21 protein-coding genes, 1 tRNA gene and 1 pseudogene are annotated in these 25,856 nt (G+C 54.8%); 22 read left to right on the top strand and 1 reads right to left on the bottom strand.

Annotation, left to right across the window (positions count from 1 at the left end; translation table 11 throughout):
- Nucleotides 1-5: 5 nt before the first annotated feature.
- The 6 genes from U8U68_RS10055 (at nt 6) to U8U68_RS10030 (ending at nt 7,512) form a co-directional block, all read left to right on the top strand.
- Nucleotides 6-1,145, top strand: a complete 1,140-nt coding sequence (locus U8U68_RS10055) for an aminopeptidase (protein ID WP_322200681.1) — start codon at nt 6-8, stop codon at nt 1,143-1,145.
- Nucleotides 1,145-2,071 (top strand): ABC transporter permease, encoded by a 927-nt coding sequence (locus U8U68_RS10050; RefSeq protein ID WP_322200680.1) that lies wholly within the window; start codon nt 1,145-1,147, stop codon nt 2,069-2,071. The genes U8U68_RS10055 and U8U68_RS10050 overlap by 1 nt, the downstream gene beginning before the upstream one ends.
- A 14-nt stretch (nt 2,072-2,085) precedes the next feature.
- A complete protein-coding gene (locus tag U8U68_RS10045) occupies nt 2,086-2,988 on the top strand; it encodes a carbohydrate ABC transporter permease (RefSeq protein WP_322200679.1) in 903 nt (300 codons plus the stop codon).
- A gap of 94 nt (nt 2,989-3,082) precedes the next feature.
- Complete coding sequence (locus U8U68_RS10040; RefSeq protein WP_322200678.1) at nt 3,083-4,807, top strand: extracellular solute-binding protein; 1,725 nt, start codon at nt 3,083-3,085, stop codon at nt 4,805-4,807.
- Between the two features lie 288 nt (nt 4,808-5,095).
- Nucleotides 5,096-6,067 carry a uroporphyrinogen decarboxylase family protein gene (locus U8U68_RS10035; RefSeq protein ID WP_322200677.1) on the top strand — a complete coding sequence of 324 codons (972 nt, stop codon included), beginning with the start codon at nt 5,096-5,098 and terminating at the stop codon, nt 6,065-6,067.
- Between the two features lie 2 nt (nt 6,068-6,069).
- Nucleotides 6,070-7,512 carry a Sapep family Mn(2+)-dependent dipeptidase gene (locus tag U8U68_RS10030; protein ID WP_322200676.1) on the top strand — a complete coding sequence of 481 codons (1,443 nt, stop codon included), beginning with the start codon at nt 6,070-6,072 and terminating at the stop codon, nt 7,510-7,512.
- Nucleotides 7,513-7,869: 357 nt separating this feature from the next.
- Here U8U68_RS10030 and U8U68_RS10025 read toward each other — a convergent pair whose 3' ends face one another.
- Nucleotides 7,870-8,769: a M15 family metallopeptidase gene (locus U8U68_RS10025; RefSeq protein ID WP_322200675.1), complete on the bottom strand. Its 900-nt coding sequence runs from the start codon at nt 8,767-8,769 to the stop codon at nt 7,870-7,872.
- A gap of 432 nt (nt 8,770-9,201) precedes the next feature.
- Between U8U68_RS10025 and U8U68_RS10020 the strand changes: the two genes are divergently transcribed.
- From U8U68_RS10020 to U8U68_RS09945, 16 genes and pseudogenes are all read left to right on the top strand, one after another.
- Nucleotides 9,202-9,846, top strand: a complete 645-nt coding sequence (locus U8U68_RS10020; protein ID WP_322200674.1) for a gamma-glutamyl-gamma-aminobutyrate hydrolase family protein — start codon at nt 9,202-9,204, stop codon at nt 9,844-9,846.
- Between the two features lie 287 nt (nt 9,847-10,133).
- The gene (locus U8U68_RS10015) at nt 10,134-11,816 is read left to right on the top strand and encodes an S-layer homology domain-containing protein (RefSeq protein WP_322200673.1); all 1,683 of its coding nucleotides are present in this window, start codon (nt 10,134-10,136) and stop codon (nt 11,814-11,816) included.
- 390 nt (nt 11,817-12,206) lie between these two features.
- Entirely contained in the window at nt 12,207-14,840 is a 2,634-nt protein-coding gene (locus U8U68_RS10010; protein ID WP_322200672.1) for a valine--tRNA ligase, read from the top strand.
- A 72-nt stretch (nt 14,841-14,912) separates the two neighbouring features.
- Nucleotides 14,913-15,743: an alpha/beta hydrolase gene (locus U8U68_RS10005; RefSeq protein WP_322200671.1), complete on the top strand. Its 831-nt coding sequence runs from the start codon at nt 14,913-14,915 to the stop codon at nt 15,741-15,743.
- A 13-nt stretch (nt 15,744-15,756) separates the two neighbouring features.
- Nucleotides 15,757-17,019: an O-acetylhomoserine aminocarboxypropyltransferase/cysteine synthase family protein gene (locus tag U8U68_RS10000; protein ID WP_322200670.1), complete on the top strand. Its 1,263-nt coding sequence runs from the start codon at nt 15,757-15,759 to the stop codon at nt 17,017-17,019.
- Nucleotides 17,020-17,037: 18 nt separating this feature from the next.
- Nucleotides 17,038-17,865, top strand: a complete 828-nt coding sequence (locus tag U8U68_RS09995) for an alpha/beta hydrolase (protein WP_322200669.1) — start codon at nt 17,038-17,040, stop codon at nt 17,863-17,865.
- Between the two features lie 239 nt (nt 17,866-18,104).
- Nucleotides 18,105-18,181: transfer RNA gene (locus tag U8U68_RS09990), tRNA-Ile, on the top strand.
- Nucleotides 18,182-18,445: 264 nt separating this feature from the next.
- The gene (locus U8U68_RS09985; protein WP_322200668.1) at nt 18,446-18,607 is read left to right on the top strand and encodes a hypothetical protein; all 162 of its coding nucleotides are present in this window, start codon (nt 18,446-18,448) and stop codon (nt 18,605-18,607) included.
- Between the two features lie 220 nt (nt 18,608-18,827).
- Nucleotides 18,828-19,220: a hypothetical protein gene (locus tag U8U68_RS09980; protein ID WP_322200667.1), complete on the top strand. Its 393-nt coding sequence runs from the start codon at nt 18,828-18,830 to the stop codon at nt 19,218-19,220.
- Nucleotides 19,210-19,767 carry a DUF3848 domain-containing protein gene (locus U8U68_RS09975; protein ID WP_322200666.1) on the top strand — a complete coding sequence of 186 codons (558 nt, stop codon included), beginning with the start codon at nt 19,210-19,212 and terminating at the stop codon, nt 19,765-19,767. The genes U8U68_RS09980 and U8U68_RS09975 overlap by 11 nt, the downstream gene beginning before the upstream one ends.
- A gap of 5 nt (nt 19,768-19,772) precedes the next feature.
- Nucleotides 19,773-19,919, top strand: a pseudogene (gene nrdD, locus U8U68_RS09970) (anaerobic ribonucleoside-triphosphate reductase); the annotation flags it as partial.
- Nucleotides 19,920-19,997: 78 nt separating this feature from the next.
- Nucleotides 19,998-20,828 (top strand): DNA adenine methylase, encoded by an 831-nt coding sequence (locus U8U68_RS09965; RefSeq protein WP_322200664.1) that lies wholly within the window; start codon nt 19,998-20,000, stop codon nt 20,826-20,828.
- Nucleotides 20,825-21,163, top strand: coding sequence for an AbrB/MazE/SpoVT family DNA-binding domain-containing protein (locus tag U8U68_RS09960; protein WP_322200663.1), 339 nt, complete (start codon nt 20,825-20,827; stop codon nt 21,161-21,163). The genes U8U68_RS09965 and U8U68_RS09960 overlap by 4 nt, the downstream gene beginning before the upstream one ends.
- 12 nt (nt 21,164-21,175) lie before the next feature.
- Nucleotides 21,176-21,673, top strand: coding sequence for a septation protein SpoVG family protein (locus U8U68_RS09955; RefSeq protein WP_322200662.1), 498 nt, complete (start codon nt 21,176-21,178; stop codon nt 21,671-21,673).
- 149 nt (nt 21,674-21,822) lie between these two features.
- Nucleotides 21,823-23,118, top strand: coding sequence for an S-layer homology domain-containing protein (locus tag U8U68_RS09950; protein ID WP_322200661.1), 1,296 nt, complete (start codon nt 21,823-21,825; stop codon nt 23,116-23,118).
- A gap of 93 nt (nt 23,119-23,211) precedes the next feature.
- Nucleotides 23,212-25,856, top strand: a 2,645-nt coding sequence (locus tag U8U68_RS09945; protein ID WP_322200660.1) for a SpaA isopeptide-forming pilin-related protein, incomplete at its 3' end; no start/stop codon positions are given.

Raw genomic sequence — 25,856 nt, 5'->3', positions numbered from 1 at the left:
CAGGGATGGAAAATGGGAATATGAAGCGGCTGGCCAAGCTGATTGTGGAATACTCTGTCAGCTTGCGGCCAGGGGAAAATATTTTAATCGAGACTTGGGATGAGGCGGACGATATAACCCAGGAGCTGGTGCGGGCCGCTTACGCGGTGGGGGGCGTTCCGTTTGTCTGCCGGGAAAACGCCCTGGTTCGCAGGCAGCAGCTGCTGGGCGGCACAGAAGAGAGCTTCCGCCGCTGGGCACAGATAGAGCTGGCCCGCATGGAGCGCATGGACGCCTGTGTGATGGTGCGCAAAATGGACAATAGCTGCGAATACGAGGATGTGCCCCAGGAGAAAATGGCCTTGTTCAACCGGGCCATGCTCCCGGTGAAAACCCGGCGGATGAAGGGCACCAAGTGGTGCGTACTTCGATATCCTAACGCCAGCATGGCGCAGATGTGCCATATGAGCACAGAACACTTTCGGGAATACTATTTTCAAGCCTGCGTCACCAACTACGAGAAGATGACCCAGCGGGCAAGGCCCCTGGAAAAGCTGCTGGAGCACACGGACCAGGTGAAGATTGCTGGGCCGGGCACCTGCCTTCGCTTTTCTATCAAGGGGCAGCGCGGCGGCCAGCCGGCCTTTCCCAATGATACCGGCTGCGGCAAGCTGAACCTGCCAGACGGCGAGTGCGCCTCTTGCCCGGTGAAAGACAGCGTAAACGGGGAGATTACCTACAATATCCCCACCACCTATAACGGAGTCACTTTTTCTCAGATCTATTTTCGCTTTCAGGATGGAAAAATTGTGGAGGCCCGGGGCGGCAGCCCCAGCTTGGACAAGGCTGTGAACCAGATTTTGGATACAGACGAAAACGCCCGGTATATTGGGGAGTTTTCTCTGGGCATTCACCCAAAGGTGTTCCACGCCATTGGCGACCCTCTTTTTGACGAAAAAATGTGGGGCACCCTGCACTTTACCCCTGGCCATTCCCCCAGCGCCATTCACTGGGACATTGTCCTCTCTCAGCGGGCGGAGGACGGCGGCGGCGAGCTGTGGTTTGACGGACAACTCATTCGAAAAGACGGGCGTTTTCTGCCCGAAGAGCTACAGCCCCTGAACCCGGACCGGCTGCTCCAAGAGCTTGAACAGGAGGTTTGGTGATGGAAAGCACAAAAAAACAAAAAGGCGGAAAGCATAGCTTCCGCAAACACTGGCAGCTGTATTTGTTTTTGCTGATTCCTGTGATCTGGCTGCTGGTTTTCAAGTATTACCCCATGCTGGGGGCGCAGATCGCCTTTCGAAGGTTCAATCCCAATGGCGGAATTTGGGGAAGCCCCTGGGTTGGCTGGGATAATTTTTTAAAATTCTTCGCCTCTTATCAGTTTCCACGGGTTATGAAAAATACCCTGATTAATTCCTTTTACAGCTTGGCGGCCGGGTTTCCATTGCCCATTATTTTAGCCCTAATGCTCAATTCCCTGCGCAGGAAGCGCTTGCGCAATACCCTGGAGACCATTGTCTATATCCCGCATTTTATCTCCATTGTGGTCTTGGTGGGGATGATGATGCAAATGATGAACCCCCACATTGGGGTTTTGGGGGCGGTGTTCCGGCTTTTCGGCATGAAGGCCCCGGACCTTTTCGGCAGCCCAACGGCCTTTTCCCATCTATACGTGTGGTCCGGCATATGGCAGAACGTGGGGTGGAACACCATTATTTACACAGCGGCCCTCTCCGGGGTGGATCCCGAGCTGCACGAGGCGGCCCAGATCGACGGCGCCAGCCGGTTCCGCCGGATCATGTACATTGATTTCCCCGCCATTTTGGCCACAGTGACCATTATGCTGATTATGAACGCGGGCAATATCATGTCCATTGGTTTTGAAAAGGTCTATTTGATGCAAACGGACTTGAACCTAAGCGCTTCTGAAATTATCAGCACCTATGTGTATAAGGTCAGCTTTGTGCAGGGCAGCGACTTTTCCTATGCCTCTGCCATAGGGCTGTTTAACTCGGTAATCAACATGGCGCTTTTGGTTACAGTTAACACCATATCCAGTAAGGCCGGCGAAAACAGCCTGTGGTAAAGGAGGGGATTTCCATGAAAAACCGAAAGAACAAGGTAAAGCTCTCCTTAGACGATAAGCTCTACTATGGAATCACCTATGTGTTTTTATTCTTATTTCTGCTGCTGATTCTGTATCCGCTCATTTTCATTGTCTCCGCGTCCTTTTCTTCCGCCCAGGCGGTCACCTCTGGCAGGGTGCTTTTGTGGCCGGTGGACCCGGGGCTGGAGGGCTACAAGGCGGTGTTTAAGCATCCCAGCATTTGGAACAGCTATAAAAACGCCTTTGTCTATACAGTGGCGGGCACAGGCATGAACCTGATTTTTACCATGGTGGCGGCCTACCCGCTGTCTCGGCCGGATATGCCCCACAAAGGACTGATTATGTTTCTGTTTACCTTTACCATGATGTTCAACGGCGGCATGATTCCAGATTATATCCTGCTCAAGGACCTGAAGATGATTGACACCATGTGGGCGCTGGTGATACCCGGCGCGATTAACGTGTTCAACCTGATTATTGCCCGGACCTTTTTAATGAGCGGTATTCCAGTGGCGCTGCTGGAAGCTTCGCAGATTGACGGCTGCTCGGACGCCCGGTATTTTTTCAGTATGGTCCTTCCCCTGGCCAAGCCCGTGATGGCGGTGATTACCCTATACTATGCGGTGGGGCACTGGAACAATTATTTCAACGCGTTTCTTTATTTGAATTCGCCAGAGAAGTTCCCCCTACAGTTAATTTTACGGGAAATTCTGGTGGCGAACAGTATGGACACCAGCATGGTGGTGGACACAGCCCTGGCCGAGCAGCAGCAGGGGTTGGCGGACCTGCTGAAATATTCGCTGATCATCGTCTCCAGCGCGCCGGTTTTGATCATGTACCCCTTCGTGAAGAAATTCTTCGTCAAGGGCGTGATGATCGGTTCCATTAAGGGATGAGAAGGTTTCTAATCACGGTAATCGGTAAATCTTGCTATTTACTGATGAATATGCGGCGGATGCCGCTAAAAAGGGAAAAGAAAGGAAGAAAAAAATGAAAAAAAGATTATGCTCTGTAACAGCGGCCGCCTTGGCGTTTTGCCTGGCCCTGGCCGGCTGTGGAGGCGGTGGTCAAAGCTCTGCCGGCACATCCAGCAAGGAAGAGAGCAGCTCTGCTTCCCAGACGAGTTCTCAGGTCTCTACATCTGAAACCGAGGGCGGAAAAATGTCCGCAGCAGGTGAGCTTCCCATAGTCGCCGAACCGGTGGAGATCCATCTGGCCATTGAAAAAAGCGGCCAGGTAGAGGACTATGTAGACAACAGCTTTACCAAGTATATTGAGGAAAGAACCGGGCTGAAGCTGAACCTGGAGATCTACCCCGGCGCGGAGGCCAACCAGAAGATGGAGGTGCTTATCGCCTCTGGCGCCGAGCTGCCGGATGCCTTTAGCGGCGGAAACTTCTTTGGCAGCAGCAAGCAGCTAACCGTGTACCGCCACGCCCAAAATGGCACCTTTATCCAGCTGGACGAGCTGCTGGACCAGTACGGCGTCAATATTAAGAACATGGCGGCCCAGGCCCAGAACAAGGATTTGATGGAGCTGGTTAAATCTCCTGACGGCCATGTGTATGCGCTGCCCCAGTACCATGAGCAGACCAGCAACGAGCACAGCCTGCGCGCGTATATCAACCAGACCTGGCTGGACGCCCTGAAGCTGGAAAAGCCCACCACCACCGAAGAACTGTATGAGGTGCTGAAGGCTTTCCGGGAGCAGGACCCCAACGGCAACGGCCAGGCCGACGAGATTGGCATGATGGGCGGCGGCAACTGGCACCAGATGGCTGCCGACTGGATGATGAATTCCTTCATCTATGACGACGGCGAACTGCGCTGGAACGTAAGCGGCGGCACCCTGGATGTTCCATACAACAAAGAGCAGTGGCGCGAGGGGCTGCGCTACCTGAACCGCCTTTGCTCGGAAGGCCTGTTTGACCCGCTTACCTTTACCCAGGACGGTCCTGCTTTTAAGTCTGTGGCTACCGCCGGCGACCGGAACACCATTGGCGTTATCTGCACCGCGGGCATGGGGCAGCTGTTCACCACTTCCATGACGGACAGAAAGGCCGAGTACTCTCCCTTAGATCCTATGGTGGGCCCAGAGGGCGTGCAGTATGCGGCCTATTATCCCACAGTTCCCTCGCCCATTATGGCCATTACCAAGGACTGCGAGAAGCCTGATATCATGTTCCGGCTGGCGGACTTCTTCTTTGACCAAGAGGCCACCTTGTTCAGCCGCTTTGGCGAGCCCGGCGTGGACTGGGTGGAGCCCGACCCAGAGGGCGTGGCCCTGGGCGACGCTTACGGAGCAGAGTGTGAGATTAAGGCCATTCTGGTGTGGGGCGGCTCTTCTCACAAGTCCCACTGGAGCAACGTGACCCCCAACATCATGCTGCGCAAGTGGATGGACGGCCAGCAGTGGAACGGAGACCCCACCGACGCGGAGTATATGATAGCCCAGTCGACCGCCACACTAATTGACAAGTCTCCTAAAGAGGCCTGCACCCTGATTATTTACGACCCCGATGAGGCGGACCAGATTGCGGACATCAAGACTTCTCTGGAGACCTATGTAAAAGAATCCATGGCGCGCTTTGCCACAGGCGACATGAATATTGACAGCGACTGGGACGCATATGTAAAGGAACTGGACAATATCGGCTTACAGACCTATATAGAGGTCTCTCAAAAAGCGTTTGACCGTATGAACGGCAAGGGCTAAGCTTCCGGCTCTCTTTGCCACCATACGCTTTTGGATCAATAAAATATAGGGCAACACCGCACCATTCTAAGCACCGTCTTGCTTGCAGATTTTCCGTGATAGGGCACAGCTTTCGCTTGTCAATGGTGAGATGGACGGCGCTCAATCTGTACACTCTGAAGAAAAATCTGGCTGCGCAATACGGTACATAGAATTGTGCGGTATTGCCATAGAAAAAGCCGGCGCTCTAAACGAAGAAAGAAAATGATTTTTGGGGGGCGCCGGCTTTTTTTATAAGGAGGAATGATTGTGAACCGAAAGGAAAGAGTGCTGGCGGCTTTGCGGGGCGAACCCGTGGACCATGTGCCAGTCAGCTTTTGGCGGCATTTTCGGGACGAAAACGGCAGGCCGCCTATGGGAAAAGAAAGCGCCCAATATCATCTGAAGTTTTACCAGGAAACAGGGATGGACTTTATCAAGATTATGTACGATGGTTTTACGGCTCCTTTTGAATTCCAAAACATCCGCACCGTATCCGACCTGGTAAAGGCCGTGGCGGACGGCCCCCGGGAAAAGTATAGCCAAGACCTGTATGAAAGAGCCGCGTGGACCAGCGAACTGCTAAAGGATGAGGTGGTAACCTACTTTAACCTATTTTCCTCCTTTATGCTGTTGCGAAAGATTGGCGACGATGTTCTGGCAGAGCTGCTCCGTCAAGATAAAAAGTCTGTTTTGCTGGCTCTACAGGAGATTACCAGCACCCTTTGCCGGGTGGAGGAGCGCATTTTAACCCAGACCGGCTGCCTGGGGCTGTTCGTCTGCTTTCAGGGCGCGGAGGAGGCCCGCTTCTCGGATGAAGAATATGATGAAATTGTCCGCCCGGCGGACCTACAGATTTTGGAAACAGCCAACCGGTATTCTCAATATAATATAGCGCATTTTTGTGCCTGGGACGGCAATAAAAACCGGCTGTCCCGCTGGCGGGGATACCCCGCCGGGACTGTAAACTGGGCCGCCTATATTGACGGCCTTAGCCTGGCCCAGGGCAAGGCGTATTTTGGCAGCCGCTCGGTGCTGGGCGGATTTGACAACCGGGTGGGCAGTCTGCTATATTTAGGAACAAAAGAGGAAATTCAGCAAGAGGCCAGAAGGCTGGCCGCCGAATACCGCAGGGAGCAGGGCGGCCTGGAGGGGCTGATACTGGGGGCGGACTGTTCCATTCTGCCGCCTTTTGAGCTGGAGCGGTTCCGCTGGGTAAGAGAAGCAATGTGGGAGGATTAACCATGGAAACAGCTATTTGGGAGGAAAAAATAGACCAGTGGATTGAAGAACACAGACAGGAGCTTATCAACGACATTGTGGACCAGGTGCGTATTAAGAGTGTGGCGGAAAAGAACAGCCCGGTAAAGCCCTATGGCCAGGGCTGCCGGGACGCGCTGCACGCTATGCTGGACCTGGGGAAGAGGCACGGCTTTTTGACAGAAAATTATGAGGACTATATGGGCGGCATCGATATGGGGGGCAAGGGAGAGACCATTGGGTTCTGGGGGCACCTGGACGTGGTGCCGGAAGGAGAGGACTGGGATTTCCCGCCCTACCAGGGCGTTATTAAGAATGGGATGATCATTGGCCGGGGCGCCCAAGATAACAAGGGCCAGACCATGGCGGTCTTTTATGTGCTGCGCTGTATTCGTGACCTGGGCATTCCTCTGCGCCACAACCTGAAGCTGTTTTTGGGCACTAATGAGGAGCAGGGCATGGAGGATATAAAGTACTATCTGGCACACTACCCCACGCCGCCCTTCTCCATTATCGCGGACAGTAACTACCCGGTGTGCTATGGAGAGAAGGGTATTATTACCGAAATTTTGGCCTCTGAAGAGCCCTTGAGCGACAGCATTCTTCGGCTGGAGGGAGGTGTGGCAGATAACGTAGTGCCTGATTCCGCCCTGGCCCAGCTGAAAAAGACCAGCCGGGTAATAGCAGCCCAGGATGCCCTTCGGGAAAAATTCATTCTGGAGGACAGGGGAGGCAGCTTGGTACTGACAGCCAAGGGAAGCGCCGGGCACACAGCGTTTCCCGAACACAGCCGGAATGCCATTGGCATTTTGATCAAAGGGCTGCGGGAAAGCGGCGCGCTGTCTCCCCAAGACGACGCGGTGCTGGCCCTGCCGGACATGGTAAATACAGACTGCTATGGCCAGACCCTGGGCATTGGCTGTGAGGACCCGGACTCTGGTAAAATGACCTGTGTGGGCTCTATGCTGTCTCTGGAAGAGGGCAGACCCCGGCTGACCGTAAACATCCGCTATCCCATCACAGGAGACGCGGAAAAGATTCTGGCGGATATGGCGGGGGTCTGTAAAAGTCACGGGTACCAGGCCCAGCCCCAGAGGGTGGACCCGGCCCATCATTTTCCTGCCGATCACCCGGTGGTGGACATTCTTACCCATCATTTTAACCGTATCATGCATCAGGAGCTCAAACCCTTTGTACTGCCTGGCGGGACCTACGCCCGAAAACTGCCCTATTCCATCTCCTATGGAATGGGATTTAGCGGGGACCTTTCTCAATATGCGGACCGAAGCATTTTCCGCCCGGGCCATGGCGGCGCCCATGGACCAGATGAGTCTACCGTCATTGAGCTTTTGCTAAAATCCATCAAAATTTTTGTCACTGGCCTAATTGCCATTGATCATTTAACATTTCAGGAGGAATTAAAGTAGATTAGGAGGAGCAGGATATTCCCTAGCGTTGTTTCCAGCGATTGAAACTTCTTGAAACGTTCTATCGTGAGATTTTATGCCCCGCCACTGCCGCTTCCCACACATAGAGATCCACGTCAAAACCAGAAATGGCCCCCGCGCGCACGGGTGCCATTTTGTTGTGATGCGGCGATCCGCTTGATCGCTTGATTTTGCCGAATCGTGACGGGATTTCGAAGGCCCTGGGGCGTGGGGCCACGCATCGGCAGGCACGGCTTTATTAAAACGATTGGCTGTATACCAGTTTTCTTCATTTCCTGGGCCGGGCAATATTTCCGCCAGGTTACAGAAGGGGCATTCCCTTTCAACATAAGGAGGCTACCGTACCCCTTGCTCCTTTAAATACTCCACATATTCTTCCAGACATAGGTCCAGCCGGTTCATCTCTTGGGCGTGTTCTACCCCTACATACCGGTAGTGCCAGCTCTCGTTGTCTATGCCGGTAATATCCACCTTGTCCTGGCGGTACCGCTGCACAAAGCCGTAGTCTGCACTATGGGCCTGTAGCCAGCGGTAGGCCTCGGTTTCTTCAAAATTGTCGCTCACGTCGTTCAGATCCACGGCCAGGCCCGTGTGGTGCTCGCTGTAGCCGGGCCGGGCAATGGTGCGCAAAGAGAGCTCCTGGGCCTCTTCCTGGCTCATACCGTCGTTCTGCATGTGCAGGCGGATCTCCCGGGCCAGGATGTCCTCCTGGTCCTCCACGCTGCGGTAACCCGAGCACACCCAAAAAGAGACGCCGTCCTGCTCCGCTGCCAAAAACATGGCGTCCAGCTGGCTATAGGCCCGAATATCCACAATCTCGTCCCCAATAAAGTTAGGGGTTACCTCCCAGTCCTGGGGCAGGGGCACCTGGTCGTTGACCAGCACCAGCAGGGGGTCCGAGAGCTGCTGGTAGTCCTGGCCCGGCAGAGGCGTGGAGGCCGGGGCGTTCGTAAAACCTCCCGCCTGCACAGCGAAGCTGTCGTTGTTCCGGCTTACCTCCAGGTGCACCGCCGGGTCGGCCGCGCTGCCGGTGGAACGCCCCGTGTGCCAGATGGCACCGGCCACAATCAGCACACAGGCTATCGCCGCGCCCATAATAACCAGGGCGGCCTTGCGTTCAGCGGGCTGCCGCCCTTGAGAGCGGCGAACATATTCCTTCTGTTCCTGGGGCTGCTGTGCCAAAGCTCTTTGTTCAACAGAGAAACGGACCCTCTCTGTGGAATTATATCGATTCATAAGCTGTCTCCCCTTTTCTCTGGGCCTCGTTGGAGAAGCCCTGCTGTTTTATTGTAAGGGCCGGGGCAAGGCCTTGAGAATTCAGCTCCGTTTTCCCTTGACACCCAAAAGAAGAGAGGCCAGAGGAGAATGGTCGCAAAAAAGTTGTGGCGGAATCTTTACCCGAGGCATATAAATATAGGCAGACACTTTTGCAAAAGCCCCTTTTCTTCATTCGGTCGAGGTTTTCCCATTATAAGGGAAAGCGGGGGCAAAATCAAGAAAAAAAGGTTGAATTTTCTGAAAATTCCACGGCGACTGACAGACATAGACGGGAATATTCCTGATGGCAGACCCACGCATAATAATAGCGCTCGATTTTTAGCCAGCGGCTATCCGCTGGTTTAAACGGGGCGCTGATCAATCTTTTCATTATACAAGCGGGAGGCTGTTATGAAAAAAATATTTATTTACGGCCAGGCGGAACACCGGGCCAACTACATAGCGGCCCTGGCGGCCTGCGGCCTAACGCCGGTGGTTTCTTGGGACCAGACCCTAGCCCAGGGATGCCATGGCCTGCTGCTGCCTGGGGGCGGAGACCTGGACCCCGCTCTGTTTGGCCAGGAGAACCAGGGGAGCCGGGGGGTGGACCCAGACCTGGACCGGGCGGAGCTAGGGCTGGTGGCACAGTTTTCCGGCAGGCCCATTCTGGGAATCTGCCGGGGGCTTCAGGTGCTGAACGTGGCCTTTGGGGGCACGCTGGTTCAGGACCTGCCCACCGCGGCCGCCCACCGGTGGGAGGAGTCCACAGGTGACAAAGCCCACCGGGTGACTGCGGGAGAGGGCTTTTTGCGAGAAATATATGGAGAGGAATTTTTTGTTAACAGCGCCCACCACCAGGGGGCCGGGCAGGTGGCCAAGGGGTTCCAGGTAGCGGCCCTGGCTGGAGACGGCGTGGTGGAGGCCCTGGCCTGCCCAGAGAGAAGGGTATTTGCGGTGCAGTGGCACCCCGAGCGCATGACCCTGGCCCATGCCCGCCCTGACACAGTGGACGGACTGGGCGTATTCCGTTTTTTTGCAGGGATGTTGGAAGATTGACGCCCCTGCGCCCCGTCCTGTAGCCTACAAGGCGGGCCTATGCCAGGGAGTGTCCGAAAAGAAGAGTTTATGACGAAAGAGCGGCCTCCGGCGGTTTAGGGGCGCCGCCCCTAAAAACCCCCGCAACCTTTGAAAAGGTTGACGAAACTTTTCATGGCGCTCGCCGGGAGCTTGTTTTTTATCTCCTCGTTTTGGACACTCCCCCTATGCCACAAATACTTGACAATCTCGGGAAAATGAGGGATAATATCAGAGAATAAACTCTCCTAATGAAGGGATGTGCGGCAATGAATTTTAGCATATTGGACCTCAAGCGGCTTTTGGCAGGCGCGCTGGCCGTATTGGTTCTTATGGGCGCGGCCCCTGTGGCGATAGCCGCGGCGGACCCCAGCGCCTCGGCCCATGTAGAGATGGCACTGGGAGAGGAGATTGGCGCACTACCCGCCGAAAGCTACCAGTCCTCTGCCAACGCCGGGATAAGTGGCTCTATGTATAGCTGTTTGAACACCCGGCAGAAGGCCTGCTACAACGCTTTGCAAAGCATCACTTTTGACCAGATTCGCAATGCGGTAAATATTGACGGCATTCGAGCGGTCTATGTAAACGTCTCTGGAATCAACGGCGTCTCCATTGACGGGAGCATTCGAGACCACACCTTTTATCCCGCTGACCAGGCCGCCCAGCAGGTGTATAACTCTATTTATAATGATATGGGCGCGGCTGTCATTGCCCTGCGCTACGACCGGCCAGACCTGCTGTGGCTGGACGGGACCATCACCTACGGCGTGTTTTATAGCAGTGCCTGGGGGGCCTCAAAGGTGCAGGTCAGCAATGTTTACTATGGCTTTGAGCTGCCCCATGGGGGCCAGGAGGAGGCCATGCGGACCGAGATGATGCAAGAGGCCCAAAAGGTGGCCGACGAGGCCGCAAGGCAGCCAGATACCTACAGCAAACTGAAGGTGGCCCACGACCTGCTGGCACAACGGTCCAGCTATAACCATGTGCGGCCCACCGAAAAGGAAGAAATCCTAAGCCACAGCGCCTACAGCGGCCTGATTGGCGGGGATATTTACGACCCGGTCTGCGACGGTTACTCTAAAGCCATGAAGCTGGTCTGCGACCTGCTGGACATTCCCTGCGTCTGCGTCTCCAGCGCCACCCACATGTGGAACAACGTGCTCATGGATGACGGCCTGTGGTATAACCTGGACCTGACCTGGGACGACGGACAGGACCGGCTCGGGGTATACACCTACTTTTTGATTGGCAGCAAAACCCGCGCCCAGGGCCAGATTTTTGACCAGCAGGAATCCCACGTGGAGTGGGACGCCTATAAGGCGGAAAACATCACGGTTCCGGGTAAAATTTATCCCACCAAAAGCCGGGAAGCCTATGTGTATATCGGCCAGGACTATCCCCAGCCCACTTTTCCAGATGTAAAGCGGGACGCCTGGTATTTTGACAATGTAGAGCTAGTGGCTGGCCTGGGGTATTTTTCCGGAGACGCAAAGGGCAATTTTTTGCCCAATAAGACCATTACCCGGGCAGAATTTGTGAAAGCCGTAGCCAACGTGCAGGGCATTGACCTAACCCCCTACCAGGGAGTGGAGAGCTTTCCCGACGTGCCCACCCGGGCCTGGTATGCGCCGGTGGTGGCCTGGGCCAAAGAGACCGGCGCCATGCAGGGCAGCGGGGGAAAATTCCGGCCCGGAGACCCTATTACCCGCCAGGAAATGTGTCTGGTGCTGTGCAACGCCTTTGATCTGGACGCGGGCGCCGCTGGGGTAGCGGATTTTCCGGATGACGCGGTCATAGCGGGCTGGGCCCGGGACGCGGTATATATCTGCGCGGCGGTGGGCCTGGTGAAAGGGGATGACAAAGGGAGCTTTCATCCCCGGAACAATACCAAGCGCAGCGAGGCGGCGGCTTTGTTCGCCCGGTACGCACAATACACCGGCGCGGTGGAATAAGCGGGGCCGGAGACGGTTTTGATTTATGGTAATGATATGGGCCTGCGCCCCCCGGTGGGGGCTGGGTTCTGGGCGCGTCCGTGCGGGGCTTTGGTTACAGAGGAAGCCATGGGGGCTATGGCGGCCCAGAAATGCCCTTCGTCTCGAAACGTTCCCGGTTCCAGGTTCTACTGGCTCGTGGCAGAAGTTCATCAATCTATGGTTCTCCGAAATCATTCGAAGTGAAAATTTTTAAAAGGTCCAGGGGGACTTTTTTTAAAAAGTTTCCCAGCAGGGTGCGGGGCGCTGATTGCCCGTGGCAAAGAGCAAAGCATTGCTCTTGTACAGTGCCGGCCCAGTCGGCAGACGAGACCAGAGTCCCGTAACCTTAGATAAGGGAGGAAGTAAAAAATGCAGACAGAACTGGCAAAGGCCTATGAGCCCAAAGAGGTGGAGGGCCGCATCTATGATTTCTGGCAAAAGGGGGGCTTTTTCCACGCGGAGGCAGACCCGGCCAAAAAGCCCTATACCATTATGATGCCCCCGCCCAATATTACGGACAAGCTTCATGTGGGCCACGCCATGACCATGACCACCCAGGATGTGCTCATCCGCTGGAAGCGGATGCAGGGCTACAGCGCCCTGTGGCTGCCGGGCACCGACCACGCCGCCCTGGCCACCGAAGTGAAAATTGTAGAGGCCATGCGCAAGGAGGGGATTAGCAAGGAGGACCTGGGCCGGGACGGCTTTATGGAGCGGGCGTGGGCCTGGAACGAGAAGTACGGAGGCACCATCATCAGCCAGCTAAAGCTGCTGGGCTCCTCCGCCGACTGGGACCGCCAGCGCTTTACCATGGACGAGGGGTGCAGCCGGGCGGTGCGCCATGTGTTTGTCAAGCTGTACGAGAAGGGGCTGATCTACCGGGGCGAGCGCTTGATTAACTGGTGCCCCAATTGCCGCACCGCTCTTTCTGACGCGGAAGTGGAATTTGAGGAAAAGGACGGCTTCTTCTGGCACCTGCGCTATCCCTTGGCCGACGGCAGCGGAGACATCCAGCTGGCCACCACCCGCCCGGAGACCATGCTGGGGGATACCGCCGTGGCGGTGAACCCCAACGATGAGCGGTACCAGCATTTAATTGGCAAAAAAGTGATTTTGCCCCTGATGAACAAGGAAATCCCCATTGTGGCTGACGACTATGTGGAGATGGACTTCGGTACCGGCGTGGTAAAAATTACCCCTGCCCACGACCCCAACGACTTTGCGGTGGGCCAGCGCCATGATCTGCCCATCATTAACGTGATGAACGACGACGGGTCCATAAACGAAAACGGCGGTAAATACGCGGGCCTTAGCGGCAAGGACGCCCGTAAGCAGATTGTGGCCGACCTGGAGGCCGGGGGCTACCTGCTAAAGACCGAGCCCCTGCGCCATAACGTGAGCACCTGCCACCGCTGCCACACAGCGGTGGAGCCCCGCATCTCCACCCAGTGGTTTGTGAAGATGGAGCCCCTGGCAGGCCCGGCCATTGACGCGGTGCGCGGCAAAAAGGTGAAGATTATTCCCGAGCGCATGGAGAAGGTCTATTATAATTGGATGGAGAACATTAAGGACTGGTGTATTTCCCGGCAGCTGTGGTGGGGCCACCAGATTCCCGCCTGGTACTGCGACAGCTGCGGCGAGACCATTGTCAGCCAGGAGGACCCCACAGCCTGCCCCCACTGCGGCGGCGCGCTACACCAGGACCCTGACACCCTGGATACCTGGTTTTCCTCGGCGCTTTGGCCCTTCTCCACCTTGGGCTGGCCGGAAAATACCAGGGATTTAGAATATTTTTACCCCACCAACACCTTGGTGACCGGATACGACATTGTTTTCTTCTGGGTGGCCCGGATGATCTTCTCCGGCATTGAGCACATGGGCCAGCCGCCCTTTGACACCGTGTTGTTCCACGGCTTGGTGCGGGATGCCCAAGGCCGGAAGATGTCCAAGTCCTTAGGCAACGGCATTGACCCAGTGGACGTGATTAACCAGTACGGCGCCGACGCCCTGCGGCTGACCATTATTACTGGCACCAGCCCGGGCAATGACACCCGGTACTCCGACGAGAAGGTGGCTGCCAGCCGGAATTTTGCCAATAAGATCTGGAATGCCGCCCGGTTTATCCACATGAACATTGACGGCAGAGACGTCTCCCCTCATCTGCCCCAGGAGCTGGAGCTGGAGGACAAGTGGATCGTTAGCAAGTTCAACCGTGTAGCCAGAGACATGACCGAGAACCTGGAGCGCTTTGAGCTGGGCGTGGCGGTGCAGAAAGTGTACGATTTCCTCTGGGGCGATTTCTGCGACTGGTACATTGAGCTGGCTAAGTTGCGCATGGCCCAAAACGACGAAAATATTTCTGATAATTCCCCGCAGCGTGCCCGGCAGGTACTGGTGTGGGTTTTAGGCAACACACTGAAGCTGCTGCACCCATTTATGCCCTTTATCACCGAGGAAATTTGGCAGAGCCTGCCCCACGAGGGGGAGGCCATTATGGTGGCCAAGTGGCCGGAGTTTGACGAAAGCCTGGACTTCCCCCAGGAAGAGGTGAAGATGGAAAAGGTGATGGAGCTGATCACCGGTGTGCGCACCCGCCGCAGCGAAATGAATGTGCCGCCCAGCCGCAAGGCCCATCTTTATATAGAAACCGCACAACCCGAGGCCTTTGAAATTGAGAAAAATGCCATACAGCGGCTGGCATTTTGCAGCGGCGTGCAGACCGGCGAGAGCTTCCAGGTGCCGGGCGCGGTGGCTGTGGTGACCTCTGCCTGCAAGGGCTACCTACCCATGGACGACCTGATTGACCGAGAGGCCGAGCGGGCCCGGCTGAACAAGGAGCTGGCCGCGGCCCAAAAGCAGCTGGACACGGTCCACGCCAAACTGAATAACGAGACCTTTATGAGCAAAGCCCCAGAAAATGTGGTGGCGGGCGTGCGATCTAACGGTGAAAAACTGGCGGAGAAGGTGCGGATGATTCAGGAATCCCTGGCGGCTTTGGAATAAGCTGCGCAAAGCTGGCGGTAAGTTTTACCTATGTGTAGCCACAACAATTTATATAAAATCAGGAGGTAAATTATGGCGCTTATCACATGCAATTTCTGTTCAAAATCACTGATGAGGATGGTTCCCATCAACGTGATTTTGCCCACGGATAAGATCATTTTTCCCGGCCAGCCCCAGCCCGAAGAACATCCTTTTAAAACCCTTTACTTGCTCCATGGCATTTTTGGCAACTACACAGACTGGGTCACAGGTACCCGGCTGCAGGCTTGGGCTCAGGACCGAAACCTGGCAGTGGTGATGCCCAGCGGTGACAACAGCTTTTATGTAGATAACAGGAAAACCAGCGCCCTGTATGGATCTTTCATCTCGAAAGATCTGGTGGAGTTTACCCGCCGCAGCTTTCCTTTGTCCAGAAAACGGGAGGACACTTTCATTGGCGGGCTGTCCATGGGCGGTTTCGGCGCCATTGTCAATGGTTTGCAGCATCCAGAGACCTTTGGCTGCATCTGTGGCCTGTCTGCCGCGCTGGTTCTTAACGAGCAAAACTTGAACTCGGAATACACGGATAATTTGATGACAAACCGTGGCTATTATGAGTCTGTTTTTGGCGAGTTGGATAAAGTTCTGGGCGGTGAAAACGACTATACCGCATTGGCGGAAAGGCAGGCGGACTGTGCGGAAAAACCAAAGTTCTATTTGGCCTGTGGCACCGAGGACGGCCTGATTCAGCCTAACCATGAGTTCCGGGATAAATTGCAGAGCTTGGGGTATGACGTTACCTGGCGTGAGAGCGCGGGTGGGCACGACTGGAAGTTCTGGGATGAGTACATCTTGAAGGTTATGGAATGGCTGCCCCTAGGTGATGCGGTGCAGGGGGTCAGTTCCGGCCACATCAGCGAATAGGAGGTGGCAAAGAATGAGAGATGAAACAAAATGCCTGCACGCGGGCTATACGCCTAAAAATGGTGAGCCGCGTGTGCTGCCAATTGTGCAAAGTACCACGTATGTTTATGATTCTGCCGCCCAGGTGGCAGAGATTTTTGATGACCCCACCAAGGGATTATGTTATTCCCGGTTTGGAAATCCTACGGTGATGGCCGTGGAGGATAAAATTGCCGCTTTAGAGGGCGGCGTGGCCGCCATGTGCACAACATCTGGCCAGGCGGCCACACTGCTGACAATTCTCAATATATGCAAGGCTGGAGATAGTATTGTTAGTCTGCCTACCATCTATGGTGGAACCATCAATCTTTTCTCCTTTACGTTGAAAAAACTGGGGATAGAATGTATTTATGTGGATTCTGCCGAAAGCGACGAGAAAATCAAGGCTGCCTTTAGACCAAACACAAAGCTGGTTTTTGGCGAGACCATTGCAAACCCTGCGCTGAAGGTTTTGGATATTGAACGTTTTGCCAAAATTGCGCATGAAATGGGCGTGCCGCTGGTAGTTGATAATACATTCGCAACCCCTATCTTGTGTAAGCCTTTCGAGTTTGGCGCGGATATTGTAATTCACTCCACCACAAAGTATATGGATGGACATGCTGTACAGGTGGGGGGCGTGATTGTAGACAGCGGAAACTTTGACTGGACAAACGGAAACTTTCCTGAATTGACCGAGCCTGACGAGTCCTATCATGGTATTTCTTACACAGAAACTTATGGGAAAATGGCCTATATTATTAAAGCACGGATGCAGCTAATGCGTGACTTTGGCATGTATCCTGCCGCACATTCGGCTTTTTTGCTGAATTTAGGTTTGGAAACTCTCCCGGTCCGCATGGGCAAATATTGCGAAAATGCACAACGAGTTGCTGAATATTTAGAGAAATCTCCAAAGGTGGTCAGTGTCTCCTATCCAGGACTGCCCTCTAGCCCGGATTATGCGCTGGCCCAAAAGTATCTGAAGGGTTGCAGCGGTGTGACTTCTTTTGTGATCAAAGGCGGGCGGCAGGCAGCGGCCCAGTTTATGGATGCGCTACAATTAGCCTCTAATGAAGTGCATGTGGCGGATATTCGCACCTGTGTGCTGCACCCAGCCAGCGAGACCCACCGGCAATTAACCGACGAGCAACTGGCTGCGGCCGGCATTGATGGTGGAATGATTCGCTTGTCCATAGGTCTTGAAAATGTGGAGGATATTTTGGAGGATTTAGACCGAGCCTTTGCTAAAATTTGAGAATAGCAGGTGAGCAGTGTGGCGCTTATTCATTTAAATTTCCTTAGTCAGTATTTAGGCAATAACACGGATGTGAATATAATACTTCCAGACCGCCAGATGGAGGATTCCGTCACCGAATTTTACAACCCAGAGAAAAAATATAAGGTTTTATGGTTGCTGCATGGCACCTTTGGCGATTATACCGACTGGGTGCGAAAGACAAACATAGAAGCATATGCCTGTGAGCGAAATCTTATGGTGGTAATGCCCAGTGGAGCAAATGCTTATTATCTAAATTGGCCAAACTTTGGTACGGGTTATTATGCATGGGACTATCTGCTGGATGAATTAATGCCCCTGGTGTACGGGTGGTTACCGGCCTCGTCCGCCCAACCGGATAATTTTATTGCGGGGCTTTCCATGGGGGGAAACGGCGCGATGCAATATGCTGTGTCTAACCCTGAAAAATTTGCGGGAGCTGCCAGCTTATCCAACGCGCCTACCAATCTCCACGAGATGAAAACGCCGAAATATGATGGAGACGCGCAAGGCGCCGCTGGTGAAATGTTCAATAAGCGTGTAGAGAATTTGGTAAACAGTTTGGGCGGCATGGAAAGCTATTTGGCGTCTCCGGCCAATATTTGGGACCGCCTGCCAGAGATGATGGAAAATGCTTCATTCCCTAAACTTTTCTTTTCCTGTGGAGAAAGTGACAAGCTTATATGGGAAAAATACAAAAAATTCAAAAAACATGCCGGAGAAATTGGCTTAAAAGCAGAATTTTTTGAAGTTCCTGGCTATGGGCATGAGTGGCCATTTTGGGACTTGTCCATACAAAAGGCACTAGACTTTTTCGGGATCTGATTTGTAGCATCCAAAAGCTTTATGAAATGCTGTTTTTCAGTCAATATGTTATGGGAAGAAGCTTTCATAAAAGAGTCTGAAAAGACGGGTAAGAAGCCAACGCTTCAGCTCGTTTTTTTTATATAAGTATAAGTAGTTGAATTTCAATCCATGATTCATAAAAAAGGCCTTGCCAACTGGAAGGAAATGTGGTATTATAATCTTAAACTAGATGTTTTATAAGCTCAATTATTTGTTAGGGACCATTAGCTCAGTTGGTTAGAGCAACCGGCTCATAACCGGTCGGCCCGGGGTTCGAGTCCCTGATGGTCCACCAAGATGACCTAACAAAAAAGATGCCATCCCCAAAATTCCCCGGAATTCCGGGGAATTTTGGCGTTCAAGGGGCCAAAAAAGGGCCGTAAAAAATCCCGTGTTTTGGGGGATGCCACCCCTGATTTTGGGATCTGAACCTGCGTGGTTCAGAAAGAGAGCGGAAAAAGAAAGAATAAATAAAGAAATTCGGGTGGGCCAGGAAGAAATTCCTGGCCCTTTTCTTTTGCCCGAAAATAATTTTAACCGAAAGGGATGAGGAAGTTTTATGCCAAACTTCACAGAAAGCATAACAGACAGGGCTTACGAAAGTTTCATGAAACAGATCCCCGGTTTCCAGCGGGAGCCGCCGGAGGCCAAAGAGATACAACAGGATCTGGAGAGAAAGCAGCGGAGGAAAGGAGAGCGCGATGGAAACAAATCAAAGTAACATCATATCGAGTACAACAAGGGGATCAATTATCCATATGAGGCCCTCGACCTGCCGGATTATTTCCCCCGCCTGTATCAGAAATTTGTCGAACCTGAGCAGAGACTGAGCTGTATAAACCACTGGAACTACGATGACCCGGTAATCTGGGAGACGAGGCTGGCTGGGCCGTCGCCGAAGCCTGAGTCAAAAAACATTTTGGAGATGGGTGGAATGTGATATGGTTTTCCGCAACGATAACCACGGCGTACTGTTCGAGAAAGAAATCAGGTACCACAAGGGCTGTAGTCGCAAGATGACTGCAGCCCTTTTTTTGTTGACAGCAGACTCCCGGCTCTGGCATCAGGCCGAGAATCACATCGGAACTAATGAAATCGACATCACTGCCATAAAGCCCAGGCGTTTGGACGCCATGGCCTACGTCTGCTTCACAGTGGCAAAGGACATCATCACAGGCAGCAGGACGGTATCTCTCACAGAACTGGCCGACACAAGTGTGCTGTCCCCCCGGTACTTCCTGGTGATACAGACCGCCATGCTGATCCGGGGCTATGGACTGAGTGCGGCCAACCGGCTGCTATTTACAGAGGGGAGGAAACCGGATGAACTTTGACAGAAATAAGGTTGAGCGGGTCAGGCGGCAGTACCCGGTGGGGACGAGAATCCAACTGCACAGCCTGTGCAACAACGAGCGGGATATGCCGCCCGGTCTCTGCGGGACGGTAGTCGGTGTAGACGACCAGCCAAGCCTGCTCATGAAGTGGGACAACGGGCGGTCGCTGAGCCTTATGCCCTTCGAGGACAGTTTCACGGTAATCCAAAATGAACAGCAGGCTACGCCGGACGAGCAGCTGTATGAAAAGCTGTGCCAGGAGCAGGCAGCCTTCCGGGATGAACTGCTGGCCCTCCCTCCCGAGCAAATCTTGTATAAAGCATGGGAGTACCTGGTGCGGGAGGACATCCTGCTGACGATGGAGTATAACGAGCTGGACGATGAACAGGCGAAGGCCCTGTTGGAACTGCCGGACGCCATGTCGGACCTGTGCGATACGGTCAAGGGGAAAGACAGCCGCCAGCAGGAAACTATCTGGCATGAAATCGAGGAAAGGGCCAATGTGCTGGCAGCGGGTCAGCAACCCATGCAGGAGCTGTCACTATGAAGTATTGCAAAAAGGCAGTTGGCGAGGGCCGCGAATTTGAGCGCATCCGGCGCATCACTGGTTACCTTACCGGAACGCTGGACGGTTGGAACAGCGCGAAACGCGCCGAGGAAAAGGACCGGGTCAAGCACCCGGTCAACACCGATAAATAGGAGTGAGCGAAATATGGTCAGGGGGCCGCCCATTAGAGTAAAAATACCCAGAGAAATGGAGGTGGTACTATTCAGTCCATGATCCCGTGGATAGGCGGGAAACAAGCCCTATGCAGGGCAATTATCAGCCGGTTCCCGGCAGACTACAGGCAGCGAACCTATGTGGAGGTGTTCGGCGGCGGGGCCTCTGTCCTGCTGAACAAGGAGCGTTCCGCCAAAGAATTTTACAATGACTTCAACTCCAACCTTGTCAACCTCTTCCGCATGGTCCGCGATCACCCCAAGGAGCTGCAAGCCGCCCTTCGGTACATCCTCAACTCCCGGGAGGATTTCGACACTGTTAAGGCCCGGCTTGCCAGAGGGCACAACAAGGACCCTGTCCTTTGGGCGCGGGACTTCTATCAGCTCATCCGGCAGAGCTACGGCGGAGGAGGAACATCATTCGGGGCCAGCCCACGGTCCACCTGGGCGGCTTTCCCCTTGATAGACGCGGTCGCGGAGCGGTTCCAGTATGTGGTGGTGGAGCACATGAGCTATGAGCGGCTCCTCCGGACCCACGACAGCGAGGGTACCATCTTCTACCTGGACCCTCCCTATGTGCTGACCGAGGACTACTACGGCAATCTGTTCGGCTTCCCGGACCATATGCTGCTGGCAGAGATCCTGCTGGAAATAAAAGCCCGCTGGTTACTGTCCTACAATGACTGCGACACCATCCGGGCGCTGTACAGTGTGCCGGGGGTCTACATCGAGAAGATCGAGCGCATCAACAATCTGGCCCAGAGGTACGACCCTGGGAATATGTATCAGGAGCTGCTCATCTCCAACTACGATACATCGCTGGTGCTGCCAGAGCAAATATCATTGTCGGGCTTTGCCCCGGTGGAAAGGAAGTATATATGGAAATGAACGATGAAAAAACTTTGAGAATTCTCGGCAAACGCGGCCGGGTGACAATCCCCCAGGAGGTGAGGGACGCCATCGGCATGGCGCGGGGTGACGTGGTGAGCTTCGCCGTAGTCAGCGAGGACTGCGCCCTGATCAAGCGGGAGCGCATCTGTGATAATTGTTCCACGGAGCCTCCGCAGATGATCAAACTGCTGGTCCAGGCCATGCACCATGCTGAGAGCAGCCCCCAGAGCCAGAGGACCTTTGAGTTTCTAACCAGCCTCTCTCCCGCCCAGCAGTTGGAGGCTGCGGCGAAGATCATCGCGGATTGGGCGGAGAACAGCCATGAAGAATAGCAGGAGGTTAAAATGGCAAAGAGAAAAGAACACACCCAGACGGACGCTCCCCAACAGGCCCAGACCGGCGCCGGGGCAATCCCCCAAGAGGCTCCGGCCCCGCCCCCGCTCCCGGATCTGACTGTCCGCGTCTTCCCCATCAGCAGCTCAAAAAGCAAGCTCAAGGCCACGGCAAACGTCAACATTGCCGGGGCCTTTGCTGTTAGAGGATTCCGTATCTTCGATTCCAGGAACGGCCTGTTCGTGAAAGAGCCGGAGCAGAGCTACGTCAAGGACGGCACCGAGCTGACCCGCCCGGTGTTCTTCCCGGTCACGAAAGAGGCGCGGGAGGCCCTGTATGGGCAGATACTCCACTCCTACGAACTGACCATGCAGCAGGGCCAGCGCCAGGAGGACGCCAGGCTCAGTTTTAGAGACGAGGACGTCCCGCCGGAGAGGGAATATGCGCCGACCCCGGAGGATCTCGACCCGGAGGACGATCTCCCTTTTGACTGCGGCCCGTCCATGTAAAAGAGCCTGATTCTGCGCTGTTCGGTTAACCATACAAATTTCTCGCAATTTTTTGCAGGATATTTTCAAAAAGCGCTGGACATAGGCACACCATTTGCGGTATGCTGTGGTTAGAAAAATTCTCAAACCACAAAAGGATGGTGTAACCTATGTCAAAGTTGTTTCAAAGATTTTTGGCAGCGGGTGCGGCTGTAGTCATGCTGTCGAGCGTACCCTTTCCTGCAAATGCAGCGGCAGAGAAGTTCACGGACGTAAAGCCGGGTAAGTGGTACTATACGGCGGTGGACTATGCCGTGAGCGAAAAGCTGTTCAGCGGGACCTCCTCGACCACCTTTTCCCCGGAAGAACCCATGACCCGTGGGATGTTCGTGACGGTGTTGGGGAACAAAGCCAAGATTGACCCGAAGGACTATCCCACAAGCAGTTTCAGCGATGTGAAAGCCGGGGTATGGTACGCCCCCAATGTGGAGTGGGCCGCGCAGAACGGCATTGTGAACGGCACAGGGGGCGGAAAATTCAGCCCCGGCAAGAGCGTGACCCGGGAACAGATGGCGGTGATTCTCTACAATTACGCCAAGTTCACAAACTGCGACCTGACGGTCCGGGCTGGCCTGCTGGAGCAGTTCCCGGATGGGAATAAGGTGTCCAACTATGCCAAGTACCCCATGGAATGGGCCATAACCCACGGAATCATCAACGGCAGCGGCGGCAAACTGGACCCAAGCGGCACAGCCACCAGGGCGCAGGTGGCGCAGATCTTCTACAGCAGCCGGGAACTGTTGGCAAACGGCGGCAGTGAGAACCCCCAGCCTCCCACGCCCTCTCCCAGCCCGGATGTAACGCCCAGCCCCTCTCCCGACCCGGATGCGCCCAGAATTCCCATAACGGACGAGGTCCGGGCCAAACTCAAACCCAACCAGGACCCGGAAAAGATTCTGGACTATGTGCTCCATGGCAAGAACGATGACCCCTACTTTTCCTATGATGGCACGACCGCCAAGTGGGACCCCACACTGTTGAATTCATCGGATTGTGCTATCGTCCCAGCGGGAAGCTGGGAAAATGAAGAAAGCGACTCCCGTAGCTCGTCTGCCATAGGCAATCTCATCCAGCAGACACTCACCCGCACTGCGAGCGATCGTTTCTTCATCACGGCAAAGGAAGAAGACGGATATTTCGCCTTACTCTACCACCCAGCAGATAAACCTGACAGTCAGAAAATGCAGGAAATAAAAGCGGCGCTGAACCTGACCCGCCCGGTTCAGTATGACCGGGGCCTCTGCTATGAGGGCGCTGGCTGGGCAGGCCCTATGCGCTGGGAGCAATACAGCGGCGCACAGGGGATAGCGGAGAAAATCGAATACTACCTGCTGGAGCTGCATCCCTACACAGACAGATACTATCTCACGGAACCGGAGCCGGGAGTATTCTACCTCCTGTACTGACGGTTAACGCCAAGGGCCTTCTGAAAAACAGAAGGTCCTTTTTTTGTGCTCTCTTTTAACACTTATAATAATTATCAGAAAGGAATAAAATATATGCAGAAAACAATGAAACGAACTCTGGCCTTGATTCTGGCCGTTATGCTCTGCTTGAGCGGCCTGCCTTACTCTGCCTTTGCCACAGAGGCCCCGCCGGATGAACCTCTCTCCTCTCAGGCCCCGCCCAGCGAGGCCCCCGCAGAGAGCAGCCAGCCCGAACCCAGCGCCGGGCCGGACATTGCTCCCCAGCCAGACCTGGAGGCCACACCCAGCCCGGAGGAATCCCCGGAGCCAAGCCAGGATGAAGAACCCAGCCCCACACCGGAGGCTGATTCAACGCCAGGACCAAGCGCTGAATCAAGCGCCAGCCCGGAGCCTGCCGCCCAGCCGGACAGCCCCTATGAAACCGAGCTGGCCCAGGTGGACGCCACGCAGATCTGGTCCTCCCTTCAAAGGGCCAGGACCAGGGCCGCCGCGGGAGCGGGCACGGCTGGCGTCCTCCAGATGGGGTATTACTGTTTCAAATCAGATGTGGGAACCCTGACTACATTGGGAGAATATGTGAGCCAGATGCCCGCCAAGACCATGCTCATTAACGGCACAAACATAGCGGCGTACTGCCTGGAGCATGAAAAAGGCGCTACAGGCGGAACCCCCTATACCTGGACAGACCTTACCGTAAACGCACAGGATACGGTAGGAACCATCATGGCCCTGGGCTTCCAGTGGAACGCGGCGGACTTTTGGGCAGGCCCCAGCGACAATGGCGACAAGTGGGCTGTGACCCAGCTGCTGATTTGGGAGACCATAAACGGCCATGCCTTTATGCAGGGGGACGGACTGTTCGGCGTGGAGGCCGCGGTGGACGAGGATATGGAAAAGTGCGCACCCCACGCTTACAATCCCACCAAGTTTTTGGAATACTACCGGGATTTCAAGAAACGGCTTAACGACTACATGAAGGTGCCCAGCTTTGCACATAAGGAGCCAGACAAAGCCAGCACCATCACCATGAAGTGGGATGGTACCAAATATAGCGCTACTGTAACGGATGGCAATAAAGTGCTGGATAATTTCCGCTTTGAGGCTTGTCTGCCCGGCGTGAAGGTTAGTGCCAATGGAAACACACTTACCCTCTCATCGACGGAGGCCATTCTCAGCCCCAAAACTTCCTCAGCGGTCACCAATGTGGATTCTCAAGCTGGTGGCAAGGGCGCGGTAGCAGTCTGGCGAACCAGTGACCCATCCCAGCAGAACTTTGCAACCTACAACGCGGACGGTGGCGAACCGGTCCGCTGCTACATCAAGGTCAAGACCGACGCGGTAGGCAGCGCAGGTCTGGTCAAGACCTCCGAGGACGGCAAGGTGGAGGGTATCCAGTTCCAAATCACCGGCAGCGATGGCAGCAGTACCACCAAGACCACCGACGCCAATGGCAACATCGACATCGAGGGCCTGCCCATCTATGCCGCCGATGGCTCGAAAATCACATACACCGCCACAGAAATCAACGTCCCCAACAAGTATGTGAAACCTCAGTCGCAAACCTTTACGCTGACCGAGGGCCAGACAGCCTCCATCCACTTCGAGAACAAGCTGAAACGCTGGCGGGTGACAGTCACCAAAACAGACGACAGAACCGGCTCCACACCCCAGGGCAACGGCTCTCTGGCTGGCGCTAAGTATGGTGTATACAAGGAGAACGAGCTGGTCAAGGAATATACTACGGACGAGAACGGCCAGTTCACCACGGACTACTATCCCTACGGAGAGGACTGGACGCTCCGGGAGATCAGCGCGGGCGAGGGGTATCTGGTCAGCGACGTGTCCACCCAGCTCTGCGAGATCCCCGCAGGGTCAAACGATGAGTTCAACGACAACACCGCCAGCGTGACGGATACGGTCATGCGGGGCGGTGTTTCTGTTGAGAAGCGGGACAGCAAGACCGGGGAGCGTCCCCAGGGCGACGCGGACTTCTCCGGCATCCAGTTTGAGATCGTCAACAAGTCCACGAACCCCGTGGAGGTGGGCGGCAAGAAAGCCGCGCCCGGCGAGGTGGCTGTCACTATAACCACCAACGCCCAGGGCGTGGCCACCACCGGCCCCAATGTGCTGCCCTATGGTGATTATCTCATCCGCGAGAAGTCCACCAACGCGTCCATGCTCAAAACTTTCACCGAGGAAATCCCGGTTACGGTTGCCGAGAATGGAAAAATGTACACCTTCACGGCAGAGAATGACGTGGTTCGGGGCGGCATTGCTGTAGAAAAGCGGGACAGCAAGACTGGGGAGACTCCCCAGGGCAACGCGGACTTCTCCGGCATCACCTTTGAGGTTGTCAACAGCAGCCGGAACCCGGTAGAGGTGGAGGGCACTACCTACGCTCCCGGTCAGGTGGTCACCACCCTTGTTACTGACGAGAGCGGCTATGCGAGCACGGAGGACGAGGTTCTCCCATACGGCACCTATACCGTGCGAGAGGTTGCCACTAATGAATCCATGCTCCAGACCTTCACGGAGCAGACAGTGCAGGTCAGAGAGCACAAAAAGATTTATGTGGTGACTGCCGAAAACGAAGTGGTCCGGGGCGGCATTGCCGTTGAAAAGCGGGACAGTATCACCGGTAGCACGCCCCAGGGCAACGCGGATTTTTCCGGCATCCAATTTGAAATCATCAACGACAGCAAGAACCCGGTCATCGT

Origin of the sequence: Acutalibacter intestini, assembly GCF_034334985.1 — a bacterium.
Lineage (GTDB): Bacteria > Bacillota > Clostridia > Oscillospirales > Acutalibacteraceae > Acutalibacter > Acutalibacter intestini.
The sequence above is the reverse complement of the archived record's forward strand: the minus strand, read 5'-3'. Positions and strand labels throughout refer to the sequence as shown.